Source organism: Mycobacterium sp. G7A2, assembly GCF_041902445.1.
GTDB lineage: Bacteria > Actinomycetota > Actinomycetes > Mycobacteriales > Mycobacteriaceae > Mycobacterium.
Genome location: NZ_CP169251.1, coordinates 1,051,530 through 1,063,723, shown reverse-complemented (window position 1 = coordinate 1,063,723; position 12,194 = coordinate 1,051,530). Strand labels below are relative to the sequence as shown.

Annotated in this window: 6 protein-coding genes; 3 read left to right on the top strand and 3 right to left on the bottom strand. The window is 65.7% G+C overall.

What is annotated here, in order from left to right; genetic code table 11:
• On the bottom strand, nt 1-186 hold the full coding sequence (locus tag ACEWX3_RS05185) for a hypothetical protein (protein ID WP_152518668.1): 186 nt from the start codon (nt 184-186) through the stop codon (nt 1-3).
• 128 nt (nt 187-314) lie between these two features.
• Here ACEWX3_RS05185 and ACEWX3_RS05180 point away from each other — a divergent pair, with 128 nt between their 5' ends.
• The 3 genes from ACEWX3_RS05180 (at nt 315) to ACEWX3_RS05170 (ending at nt 4,997) form a co-directional block, all read left to right on the top strand.
• Nucleotides 315-2,579, top strand: a complete 2,265-nt coding sequence (locus tag ACEWX3_RS05180; RefSeq protein WP_374158855.1) for a helicase-associated domain-containing protein — start codon at nt 315-317, stop codon at nt 2,577-2,579.
• Nucleotides 2,580-2,610: 31 nt separating this feature from the next.
• The gene (locus ACEWX3_RS05175) at nt 2,611-4,260 is read left to right on the top strand and encodes a DNA repair helicase XPB (protein ID WP_152518670.1); all 1,650 of its coding nucleotides are present in this window, start codon (nt 2,611-2,613) and stop codon (nt 4,258-4,260) included.
• 134 nt (nt 4,261-4,394) lie between these two features.
• Complete coding sequence (locus ACEWX3_RS05170; protein ID WP_152518671.1) at nt 4,395-4,997, top strand: hypothetical protein; 603 nt, start codon at nt 4,395-4,397, stop codon at nt 4,995-4,997.
• 64 nt (nt 4,998-5,061) lie between these two features.
• On the opposite strand, the gene ACEWX3_RS05165 is transcribed toward ACEWX3_RS05170, so the two are convergent.
• Both ACEWX3_RS05165 and ACEWX3_RS05160 read right to left on the bottom strand, forming a co-directional pair.
• The gene (locus ACEWX3_RS05165) at nt 5,062-7,485 is read right to left on the bottom strand and encodes a hypothetical protein (RefSeq protein WP_374158854.1); all 2,424 of its coding nucleotides are present in this window, start codon (nt 7,483-7,485) and stop codon (nt 5,062-5,064) included.
• Nucleotides 7,428-11,684 carry a hypothetical protein gene (locus ACEWX3_RS05160; protein WP_374158853.1) on the bottom strand — a complete coding sequence of 1,419 codons (4,257 nt, stop codon included), beginning with the start codon at nt 11,682-11,684 and terminating at the stop codon, nt 7,428-7,430. The genes ACEWX3_RS05165 and ACEWX3_RS05160 overlap by 58 nt, the downstream gene beginning before the upstream one ends.
• Between the last annotated feature and the right edge of the window lie 510 nt (nt 11,685-12,194).

Sequence of the window (12,194 nt, the reverse complement as noted above, 5' to 3'; positions counted from 1 at the left end):
TTACTTGTTGATGACGGTGGCCGACTGGATGAACGGCAGCTCGTCGGCCGGCAGCGGGAACGTCACGTCTCCGAACGGAGACAGGGCGCCTGTGCGATCGGCGGCCAGCTCGCTGACTGCGTGATCGTCAGGATCGCTCTTGGGCCAACCCGGGTCGACGTATCGGTTCTTCTTGTCATCAGCCACGGTGCCATTGTGGCAGGCCGATCACCGGCTGGCGAGGTCGGGAGGCTGCTTTACGCTGGTCGAGATGGGGGTTTGGACGAAGAGCAGACCGTGCCGATGAGGCCTTGGACGAAGAGCAGACAGTACTGATGAGCGCGAACAGCCCGGGCGTACCGCTGGGCGCCTGGTTGGCCGAGTTGGACGACGCGCGGCTGCTTCAGCTGCTGCGCCTCCGACCCGACCTCACCCAACCGCCGCCGGGCAGCATCGCGGCACTGGCGGCCCGCGCGGCGGCCCGTCAGTCGATCAAAGCCGCCACCGACGATCTCGATTTCCTGCATCTGTCCGTGCTCGATGCGCTGCTCACTCTGCACGCGGATACGACGGCCGTCACCACCGCCGACCTGACCGCGGCGTTCGGAGAGCGCGCCGACGGCCCGTCGGTGACCCACGCGCTCGAGAATCTGCTGGCACGGGCGCTGGTGTGGGGCGACACCTCCGGAGAGGGTGCGTTGCGCGTCGCCGCCGAGGTCGCCTCCAGCCTTCCGTGGTATCCGGGCCAGGCCACTGTCGAGAGCGCCATCCCGGAGACCGACCTGGCCGCGGCGCTCGAGAGTCTGGAAACCGATTCCCGGGAACTGCTGGACCGTCTGGTGGAAGGCTCCCCGGTGGGCCGCACCCGAGATGCCGCACCCGATGCTCCTGCGGATCGTCCCGTGCAGCGCCTGCTGTCGGCCGGCTTGCTGCGACGCCTCGACACCGACACGGTGATCCTGCCCCGCCTGGTCGGGCAGGTCTTACGGGGCGAAGCGCCGGGACCGGTCACGGCCACCCGACCCGATCCCACGGTGTCGTCGACGACGGCGGCCGACGTCGACGCGGTGGCCGCAGGAGCCGCCATCGACCTGCTGCGGGAAGCCGAGATCGTGCTGGAGACGCTCAGCGCGACGCCGATTCCGGAACTGCGCAGCGGCGGGCTGGGCGTGCGCGACGTCAAACGGCTCGCCAAGACCACCGGCATCGACGAAGACCGTCTGGGGTTGCTGTTGGAGATCACCGCCGGCGCCGGACTGCTGGCGCCCGGACTTCCCGACCCCGAACCTGCGGACCCGGCCGGACCGTACTGGGCTCCGACGGTCGCGACCGACCGGTTTCTGGAGTCGCCGACCGCCGTCAAATGGCATCTGCTGCTGTCGGCGTGGCTGGACCTGCCGGGTCGCCCGAGCCTGATCGGGCGGCGCAACCCCGAGGGCAAGCCGTACGCGGCGCTGGCCGATTCGTTGTTCTCCACCGCCGCGCCCCTGGACCGGCGGCTGCTGCTGCAGGTTCTCGCCGATCTGCCGCCCGGCGCGGGAGTCGACGCCGACAGTGCGTCGCGGGCGTTGGTGTGGCAGCGGCCGCGCTGGTCGGCACGACTGCAGCCGGAACCGGTGACTGACCTGCTCACCGAGGCCCACGCGGTGGGTGCGGTCGGTCGCGGCGCCGTGGCCACGCCCATGCGGCGCATGCTCGCCGGTGAACCCGAAGACGCGGTCGTCGCCGCGATGGACAAGATTCTTCCGGCGCCCATCGACCATTTTCTGGTGCAGGCCGATCTGACGGTGGTGGTGCCGGGCCCGTTGCAGCGCGACCTCGCCGACAGGCTGGCGGCCGTCGCAACGGTCGAGTCGGCGGGCGCGGCAATGGTGTATCGCGTCACCGAGGCCTCCGTGCGGCGCGCGCTGGACACGGGAAAGACCGCCGGCGAGTTGCATGCGCTGTTCACCAAGCATTCCAAGACCCCGGTCCCGCAGGCACTGACCTATCTGGTCGACGATGTCGCCCGCCGGCACGGTCAGCTGCGAGTGGGCATGGCTTCCTCGTTCGTGCGGTGCGAGGATCCGGCGCTGCTCGCCCAGGCCGTTGCGGCGCCGGCCGCCGAAGCGGTGGAGCTGCGGCAGCTCGCGCCCACCGTCGCGGTCTCCCAGGCGCCGATCTCCGAGGTTCTCGCTGCGCTGCGAACGGCCGGTTTCGCCCCGGCCGCCGAGGACTCGACCGGGGCGATCGTCGACCTGCGCAGCCGCGGCGCCCGGGTCCCGGCGCCGGGCCGACGCCGGACGTTCCGGCATCCGCCGGTGCCCACCGACCAGACCCTGTCGGCCATCGTCGCGGTGTTGCGCAAGGTGGCCTCGACCCCGCCCACCGGCATGCGTCTTGACCCGGCCGTGGCGATCTCGGAACTGCAGCAGGCCGCCCATCATCAGGAGTCGGTGGTGATCGGCTACGTCGACCCCGCCGGGGTGGCGACGCAGCGGGTGGTGGCGCCGATCAACGTGCGGGGCGGTCAGCTGACGGCCTTCGATCCGGCCTCCGGCCGGGTCCGCGAGTTCGCCATCCACCGTGTGACTTCGGTGGTGTCGGCGGAATCGGGATAATGGCTGGGATGACGTCCTACCGAGATCTCCCATGACTGACGGCCCGCTGATCGTGCAGTCCGACAAGACGGTGCTGCTCGAGGTCGATCATGAACTGGCCGGAGCGGCCCGCGCGGCGATCGCACCGTTCGCCGAGCTCGAGCGCGCTCCGGAACACATCCACACCTACCGCATCACCCCGCTGGCACTGTGGAACGCGCGCGCCGCCGGCCACGACGCCGAGCAGGTCGTCGACGCTTTGGTGTCCTATTCGCGATACGCGGTTCCACAGCCGCTTCTCGTCGACATCGTCGACACGATGGCGCGATACGGGCGCCTCCAGCTCGTCAAGCATCCCGCACACGGCCTGACGCTGGTCAGCCTCGACCGAGCGGTACTCGAAGAGGTGCTGCGCAACAAGAAGATCGCGCCGATGCTCGGTGCGCGCCTCGACGACGACACCGTCGTGGTGCACAACAGTGAGCGGGGCCGGGTCAAGCAGATGTTGCTCAAGATCGGGTGGCCGGCCGAGGACCTGGCCGGTTATGTCGATGGCGAAAAGCACCCGATAGCCCTCGACCAGGACGGCTGGGCGCTACGCGACTACCAGCAGATGGCGGCCGACTCGTTCTGGGACGGCGGCTCCGGTGTCGTCGTGCTGCCCTGCGGCGCCGGCAAGACGCTGGTCGGCGCGGCAGCCATGGCGAAAGCCGGCGCGACGACGCTGATCCTGGTGACCAACACCGTGGCCGGCCGGCAGTGGAAACGCGAGCTGATCGCCCGCACGTCGCTGACCGAAGAGGAGATCGGCGAATACTCCGGGGAGCGCAAAGAGATCCGGCCGGTGACCATCGCCACCTATCAGGTGATCACCCGGCGGACCAAGGGTGAGTACAAACACCTCGAGCTGTTCGACAGCCGGGACTGGGGCCTCATCGTCTACGACGAGGTGCATCTGCTGCCGGCGCCGGTGTTCCGGATGACCGCCGATCTGCAGTCCCGCCGGCGCCTGGGCCTGACCGCGACGTTGATCCGCGAAGACGGCCGCGAAGGTGACGTGTTCTCGCTGATCGGCCCCAAGCGGTACGACGCGCCGTGGAAGGACATCGAGGCGCAGGGCTGGATCGCACCGGCCGAGTGCATCGAGGTCCGGGTCACGATGACCGACAACGAGCGGATGCTCTACGCCACCGCCGAGCCCGACGAGCGCTACAAGCTGTGCGCCACCGCCCACACCAAGATCGCGGTGGTCAAGTCGATTCTGGAGCGCCACCCCGACGAGCCGACGCTGGTCATCGGGGCCTACCTCGATCAGCTCGACGAACTCGGCGCCGAACTGGATGCGCCGGTGATCCAGGGCTCGACGAAAACGGCCGAACGCGAAGCGCTGTTCGACGGGTTCCGCCGCGGCGAGATCCGCACACTGGTGGTGTCGAAGGTCGCCAACTTCTCGATCGACCTGCCGGAGGCGTCGGTCGCCGTGCAGGTGTCGGGAACCTTCGGCTCCCGGCAGGAGGAAGCTCAGCGTCTCGGACGGCTGCTACGGCCCAAGGCCGACGGTGGCGGGGCCGTCTTCTATTCGGTGGTGTCGCGCGACAGCCTCGACGCCGAGTACGCCGCGCATCGGCAGCGCTTCCTGGCTGAGCAAGGCTATGGATACATCATCAAGGACGCCGACGACCTGCTCGGACCGGCCATCTAGCGCCGGGATGTAACCAATGGCCTCCGACGTGCGAAATCATCGGTGGAGGACGCACGATGCGAGCTGACACGTTAGCCTCGACGCGAAGCCGACGGCCGCCTGGCGGTCACGACAGAAAGCACGGCACCGAAGTCATGATCGGACGACAGCGCTTCAGCGCACCGCGACCGACCCGGCTCGCCGGCGTGGCGGTCACCGCCGCCGCCCTGAGCATGGGCGCCCTCGGCCTGGCTGGGATGGCTTACGCCCAGCCCGCCCCGCCCGCGGAGCCGGGGGTTCCCCCGCCACCGGGGCAGCCGGTGTTCCAGCCCGTTGCAGGCGGTGACGCACCCCCGGTCGCTCCACCACCCGTCGGGCCGCCGATGGTCCCGGAGATCCAGAACCCGGGATACGGCCAGAACAGCAGCGGGGGCGGAGGCACCCTCGCCTTCCTGCGAGAAGCCTGGAACATGGCGCAGGACCCGTACGGATTCACCCAGATCCCGCCGGAAGGGTTGCCGACCTCGGCTCCGCCGCCGGGAGCCGGTCCGCCACCGCCGCTGCCGCCCGGCTATCAGTCGCTCAACGCGCCTGGTTCGGAGACCCCGCTGCCCGAGGCCGACCCGAGTGCCGTCGCACCTCCGCTGCCTCCCGGGTACTACCCGCTCAACGGCCCGCCACCGCCGGGATACTTCGATCCGCCGCCGCCGGACCCGATGAACCCGTTCGGTTCGGTGACGCCCATCCCGGCGCCCTAGCCTTCACAGACCTACTACACGCGCATGGGCCTGCTCGGTCGAACCGAGCAGGCCCATCGCCGTTCTAGATCGTCACGCCAAGCAGTACGGAAGCCGCCAGGCTCTTGACGTTGGAGTCGTCTGTCACCACCATCCTGATGGTCCGGATCTCCCCGGCATTGAGGAATCCGCCCGGCGTGGTGGCGTAGAACGTGACGGCCTTCAGCGCCGCTTCGTACTGCGCCTTGGTTGCCGTGCCCGACAGCGTCAAGGTGCGTGTACTGGCGTTCCAAGTGGCCGTGATCGGGTTGTTGGCCGGGGCGACGTAGCCAAGGACGTCACCATTGTTGTAGTTGTTCGAGATCTCCACGGTGGCGCCGAACATATAGTCCGAGTCAGCGTCGGCGATGTCCACTGCAGTGATCGGGTTGACCGGCGAGTTTCCTGCGCCATAGGCTAGAAGTCTGCCGATCGGCGTCACCAATGGCGGAAGCGGGTTGGCCACATTCGCCAGAACCGTTCCGGGCAGGACACTTTCGACACCGGTGTCGTCGACGACATTCACCGACACGGTCCGCACCAGCAAGGCCCCACCGGTCGCCGAGAAGGTCACCGCCTTCAGCGCCTCCTCGTACTGCGCCTTGGTGGCCACTCCCTGCAGCGTCAACGTCTTGCTCCCCGCATCCCAGCTGGCTGTGATCGGGTTACCGTTCGGCGCCACATAGCCGAGGGTGTCACCGGACTGCGCCATTAGGGTGATCTTCAGTGTGGCCTTGGACATGTAGTCGGAATCCAGATCGCCCACGTCGACAGCACTGATCAACCGGACCGGAGCCTTTCCGATGGTGTAGGTGGGTGCTCCGACCGGGGTAACGGTGGGCGCCAGCGAGTACCGTGCGCCGGCGAGCACCGAGGCAGGTATCAACGTGTTGACGCCCGTCTCATCGGTGAGGCTGATGGTGACCGATCGGACCGCGAGAATGCCTCCCGTGGCCGAGAACGTCACCGCTTCGATTGCCTGCTCGTACTGCGCTTTCGTCGCCACCCCGGACAACGTCAACGTCTTGCTTGCCGAGTCCCAGCTGGCTGTGATCGGATTTCCGTTCGGAGCCACATAGCCGAGCACGTCCCCGTCCTGCGCCAGCGTGGCGATCTTCAGGACGGCCTTCGACAACTGATCGGAGTCCAGATCGGTGATTGTCGCCGAGGAAACGAGTTTCACCGGCGCAGTCCCGATCGTGTGAATGGGAGCACCGAGAACGGCGATGCCCGGGGGAAGACCGATGACGGTCACCACCGCAGCCCCGGGCACCAGCGACGCCACCCCGGCGTCATCCACCAGCGACACCGAAATACCGCGAGCGATGCCACCTTCCGTGGTGGAGAACGTCACCGCCTTGAGCGCGTCCTCATACTGATCCTTGGTCGCCACCCCACTCAGCGTCAATGTCTGGGTGGCCGCATCCCAGGTCGCAGTGATCGGGTTGCCCTGAATTCCGCTGTAGCTCAGCACGTCGCTGCCCTTGCCGGCGGTCAGGATTTTCACCGTCGCCTCGGAAAGCTCGTCGGAATCCGCATCGGTGATCGTCACCGACGACAGCACCTTCACCGGAGACTTGCCCAACGTGAAGATGGACGTTCCCAACGTAGCGATGATCGGCGGCAACCCGATCACCGTCACCACCGCAGCGCCCGGCACCAGCGACGCCACCCCGGCATCATCCACCAACGACACCGACAGACCACGCGGCAGACCACCCTCAGTGGTCGAGAACGTCACCGCCTTGAGCGCATCCTCATACTGATCCTTGGTCGCCACCCCACTCAGCGTCAATGTCTGGGTGGCCGCATCCCAGGTCGCAGTGATCGGATTGCCCTGAATTCCGCTGTAGCTCAGCACGTCGCTGTCCTTGCCGGCGGTCAGGATTTTCACCGTCGCCTCGGACAGCTCGTCGGAATCCGCGTCGGTGATCGTCACCGACGACAGCACCTTCACCGGAGACTTGCCCAACGTGAAGATGGACGTTCCCAACGTAGCGATGATCGGCGGCAACCCGATCACCGTCACCACCGCAGCGCCCGGCACCAGCGACGCCACCCCGGCATCATCAACCAACGACACCGACAGACCACGCGGCAACCCACCCTCAGTGGTCGAGAACGTCACCGCCTTGAGCGCCTCCTCATACTGATCCTTGGTCGCCACCCCACTCAGCGTCAATGTCTGGGTGGCCGCATCCCAGGTCGCAGTGATCGGGTTGCCCTGAATTCCGCTGTAGCTCAGCACGTCGCTGCCCTTGCCGGCGGTCAGGATTTTCACCGTCGCCTCGGAAAGCTCGTCGGAATCCGCATCGGTGATCGTCACCGACGACAGCACCTTCACCGGAGACTTGCCCAACGTGAAGATGGACGTTCCCAACGTAGCGATGATCGGCGGCAACCCGATCACCGTCACCACCGCAGCGCCCGGCACCAGCGACGCCACCCCGGCATCATCAACCAACGACACCGACAGACCACCACGCGCAACCCACCCTCAGTGGTCGAGAACGTCACCGCCTTGAGCGCCTCCTCATACTGATCCTTGGTCGCCACCCCACTCAGCGTCAATGTCTGGGTGGCCGCATCCCAGGTCGCAGTGATCGGATTGCCCTGAATTCCGCTGTAGCTCAGCACGTCGCTACCCTTGCCGGCGGTCAGGATTTTCACCGTCGCCTCGGAAAGCTCGTCGGAATCCGCGTCGGTGATCGTCACCGACGACAGCACCTTCACCGGAGACTTGCCCAACGTGAAGATGGACGTTCCCAACGTAGCGATGATCGGCGGCAACCCGATCACCGTCACCACCGCAGCGCCCGGCACCAGCGACGCCACCCCGGCATCATCAACCAACGACACCGACAGACCACGCGGCAACCCACCCTCAGTGGTCGAGAACGTCACCGCCTTGAGCGCGTCCTCGTACTGATCCTTGGTCGCCACCCCACTCAGCGTCAGCGTCTGGGTGGCCGCATCCCAGCTCGCGGTGATCGGATTGCCCTGAATTCCGCTGTAGCTCAGCACGTCGCTGCCCTTGCCGGCGGTCAGGATTTTGACCGTCGCCTCGGACAGCTCATCAGAGTCCAGATCGGTGATCGTCACCGACGACAGCACCTTCACCGGAGACTTCCCCAACGTGAAAATCGGGGTACCCACCGTCAAAATCCCTGGGGGAAGACCGACGACGGTCACCACCGCAGCCCCGGGCACCAGCGACGCCACCCCGGCATCATCGACCAGCGACACCGACAGACCACGCGGCAACCCACCCTCAGTGGTCGAGAACGTCACCGCCTTGAGCGCGTCCTCGTACTGATCCTTGGTCGCCACACCACTCAGCGTCAGCGTCTGGGTGGCCGCATCCCAGCTCGCGGTGATCGGATTGCCCTGAATTCCGCTGTAGCTCAGCACGTCGCTGTCCTTGCCGGCGGTGAGGATTTTCACCGTCGCCTCGGAAAGCTCGTCGGAATCTGCATCGGTGATCGTCACCGACGACAGCACCTTCACCGGAGACTTGCCCAACGTAAAGATCGGGGTACCCACCGTCAAAATCCCTGGGGGAAGACCGATGACGGTCACCACCGCAGCGCCCGGCACCAGCGACGCCACCCCGGCATCATCGACCAACGACACCGACAGACCACGCGGCAGACCACCCTCAGTGGTCGAGAACGTCACCGCCTTGAGCGCCTGCTCGTACTGATCGACCGTCGCAGCCCCGGACAACGTCAGCGTGCGCGTCGCCGCATCCCAACTCGCGGTGATCGGATTACCGTCCGGCGCCACATAGTCGAGCACGTCGCTGCCCTTGCCGGCGGTCAGAATCTTGACCGTGGCCTCGGAAAGCTCGTCGGAATCCGCATCGGTGATCGTCACCGACGAGAACACCTTCACCGGAGACTTCCCCAACGTGAAAATCGGGGTACCCACCGTCAAAATCCCTGGGGGAAGACCGACGACGGTCACCACCGCGGCACCGGGCACCAGCGACGCCACCCCGGCATCATCGACCAACGCCACCGACAGACCACGCGGCAACCCACCCTCAGTGGTCGAGAACGTCACCGCCTTGAGCGCCTGCTCGTACTGATCGACCGTCGCAGCCCCGGACAACGTCAGCGTGCGCGTCGCCGCATCCCAGGTCGCGGTGATCGGATTACCGTCCGGCGCGACATAGCCGAGCACGTCGCTGCCCTTGCCGGCGGTCAGAATCTTGACCGTCGCCTCAGAAAGCTCATCGGAATCCAGATCGGTGATCGTCACCGACGAGAACACCTTCACCGGAGACTTCCCCAACGTGAAAATCGGCGTCCCCACCGTCAGGATCCCCGGCGGCAACCCGATCACCGTCACCACCGCAGCCCCGGGCACCAGCGACGCCACCCCGGCATCATCAACCAACGACACCGACAGACCACGCGGCAGACCACCCTCAGTGGTCGAGAACGTCACCGCCTTGAGCGCATCCTCATACTGATCCTTGGTCGCCACACCACTCAGCGTCAACGTCTGGGTGGCCGCATCCCAGGTCGCGGTGATCGGATTACCGTCCGGCGCCACATAGTCGAGCACGTCGGTCGACTTACCCGCAGTCAGAATCTTGACCGTGGCCTCAGAAAGCTCATCGGAATCCAGATCGGTGATCGTCACCGACGAGAACACCTTCACCGGAGACTTCCCCAACGTGAAAATCGGCGTCCCCACCGTCAGGATCCCCGGCGGCAACCCGATCACCGTCACCACCGCAGCCCCGGGCACCAGCGACGCCACCCCGGCATCATCAACCAGCGAGACCGACAGACCACGCGGCAACCCACCCTCAGTGGTCGAGAACGTCACCGCCTTGAGCGCCTGCTCGTATTGATCGACCGTCGCAGCCCCGGACAACGTCAGCGTGCGCGTCGCCGCATCCCAACTCGCGGTGATCGGATTACCGTCCGGCGCCACATAGTCGAGCACGTCGGTCGACTTACCCGCAGTCAGAATCTTGACCGTGGCCTCAGAAAGCTCATCAGAGTCCAGATCGGTGATCGTCACCGACGAGAACACCTTCACCGGAGACTTCCCCAACGTGAAAATCGGCGTCCCCACCGTCAGGATCCCCGGCGGCAACCCGATCACCGTCACCAGCGCGGCACCCGGCACCACACTTTGTATGTCGTGTTCGTCGGTGATGGATATCGAAATACCCCGCGGCAAGCCGCCCTCGGTGGTCGAGAACGTCACCGCCTTGAGCGCCTGCTCGTATTGATCCTTGGTCGCCAAGCCTGACAATGTCAGCGTGCGCGTCGCGGCATCCCACGACGCATTGATTGGACTACCCTCTGGCGCTTCGTAATCGAGAACGTCACCGGCTTTTCCGGCGGTGAGGATCTTGACGGTCGCTTCAGACAAGCGATCAGAGTCGGCATCGGTGATGGTGACCGAAGACACGACCTTCACCGGATCGCCGCCCAGACTGAAAATCGGTGCACCGACCGTCACGATCACCGGCGGCAACTGCACGATCGGATTGACGGTCACGGGGACCGTCACCGTCACCTCATCCGCCTCGGCCAGACCGAAAAGGCGAGCGATGCCGTGCAGGACCTTCTGGATAGCTCCGAGAGTGCCTGTGAGGTGCTCCGAGGAGTCGCTGATGACGACTTGAAAACTATCTGTAAGTGGGTCGCCCGCCACGATGCTCGTGGGGGTGTAGACGAACTTCCCGGTGATCAGTTCGCGGACGACCAGCCCATGCTCGGGCTGGATGATGGTGTACGTCAGTGGATCACCATTGGGGTCAGAAGCGTTGAGGTCGAACAAGACCTGTCCGGTCAAGATCTGTGACGACTCGATCGGGCCGAATACCGGCGACTTGTTGAAGAAGGTGTGCTCGATCTGTCGCCGCACCCACGCCAGCACCGCGTCCAACCACGGCGCCGGCGCCGGCGCCTCGGGGTCAGCGAATGGCGACACCACATTCGAGACAAGCGCGGAAACGACGTTGACGGTTTCGACGCTCTCCTCAGCCTCGGGAGCCGAGACAGCCAGCTCATCGGCGCTGTCACGGTTCACCGACTTCAGGGCCACAACGTCGGTTTGAGGGTCAGCGTCCCCGTCGGTCTCGTTGACCGGTTCGGACACCTCGTCGATCAGATCGTCCACTGGAACGCCGCTGTCCGGCTCGGCCGGTACCGGTTCGTCTACGGGCGAGTCAACTGAAGCGTCCTCGTCATCAACTTCCGCGGCGTCGTCGCCGCCATTGTCGATTACCGCTGGTGGCAGACCGGAGTCCCCGGCTTCGGATCCCGGCTCGTCGATGTCCTCGCCGTTCGTGTCGTCGGTGACGACGTCATCGTCGAGTTCTTCCTCGGCTGCGAGGTCCTCCTCGTCGTCGACATCCTCGGCGTCATCGATTGGGCTGTCATCGTCATCGCCGCCATCAGCCGGTTCGCCTGCGTTGGGATCGTCACCTTCCTCAGCCGCGTCCTCTCCGTCGTCGGACTGCTGATCAGCGGATGCGTCGCTACCCTGAGCATCCGAAGAGACCGAGGAGGATGTGTCAGCGTCGCTGTCGGCGTAGGCGACCCCGGCGGAGTTGGCGACGGCGAAGCCGACGCCCAGGGAGACGGCTAGTGCGCCGACCCTTCCGACGTGGAGAACATAGGTCGACGAGGTTTTGCGCACGTGCCTGGCGGCACCGCCCCCTCTGCTCGGGTCAACGAGGGATCGAGCCGACCAGAACCCCTGCATCGTTTCTTCCTCGCCCTGGAATCGGGCACGATGGCGTGCAGGGGTTGCGCACATTTACTGTCCTCCGTTTGGTGAGTCCGCAAGCCCCCCGGCTGTTGACGATCCATGACCCCCGCCCGCAGAAGTCCGACACTGGGCACCGCAACGGTCACCTCGGGTTGCGTCAGCACGCATCCACGTAGCATCGTCGCCGCTCCCAAAAACGGTCCTCTGTGCACACAACTGATGTGCTACACACCGCCCTGACGGGGCGAAGTAGTGCAGCCGCTCGTGAGCTTAAGTCAATATCGTGACTCGGATCACGATATTTGCCTGATATTTTGCGAAGGGAAACAATCAGTTACCACTCCGACAGGGATACGCCGACATATCTGCATTTCAATCGACCTTCGCCTACAGAACAGCAAACTATCACCGCCGCAAATATTGCCGCGGGCCGTGTAG

What these genes read in the sequence shown, in the direction of transcription:
- ACEWX3_RS05170 (WP_152518671.1), top strand. Translation starts at nt 4,395, where the DNA reads ATGATCGGACGACAGCGCTTCAGCGCACCGCGACCGACCCGGCTCGCC.
- ACEWX3_RS05180 (WP_374158855.1), top strand. Translation starts at nt 315, where the DNA reads ATGAGCGCGAACAGCCCGGGCGTACCGCTGGGCGCCTGGTTGGCCGAG.
- ACEWX3_RS05175 (WP_152518670.1), top strand. Translation starts at nt 2,611, where the DNA reads ATGACTGACGGCCCGCTGATCGTGCAGTCCGACAAGACGGTGCTGCTC.